The sequence below is a fragment of the Halomicrobium sp. IBSBa genome, from assembly GCF_017612575.1.
GTDB lineage: Archaea > Halobacteriota > Halobacteria > Halobacteriales > Haloarculaceae > Halomicrobium.
The window spans coordinates 1-242 of record NZ_JADPQC010000082.1 but is presented as its reverse complement, the minus strand read 5'-3'; the positions used below and the strand labels follow the sequence as shown (position 1 = coordinate 242).

Below are 242 nucleotides of genomic sequence, written 5' to 3'. Positions count from 1 at the left end.
CGACGGACGGGAACGTCGATCTCGACGCCCTACGGGAGGCACTCGACGACGACGTGGCGATGGTCTACGCCGAGAACCCGACGGTCCGGGGCACTATCGAGGAAGGGCTGGCCGCCGTCGGCGACGCGAGTTCGCTGGGGACCGGCACGGCCTACGGGTTCGGACTCGGGCTGTTCGTCACGCGTGAAGAGTACCTCCGGCAGGTCCCGGGACGCCTCGTCGGCGCGGCCGAAGACGACAGC

1 pseudogene is annotated in these 242 nt (G+C 70.2%); it reads left to right on the top strand.

What is annotated here, in order from left to right:
• Positions 1 to 242: pseudogene (locus IL252_RS17550) on the top strand (glycine dehydrogenase); the annotation flags it as partial.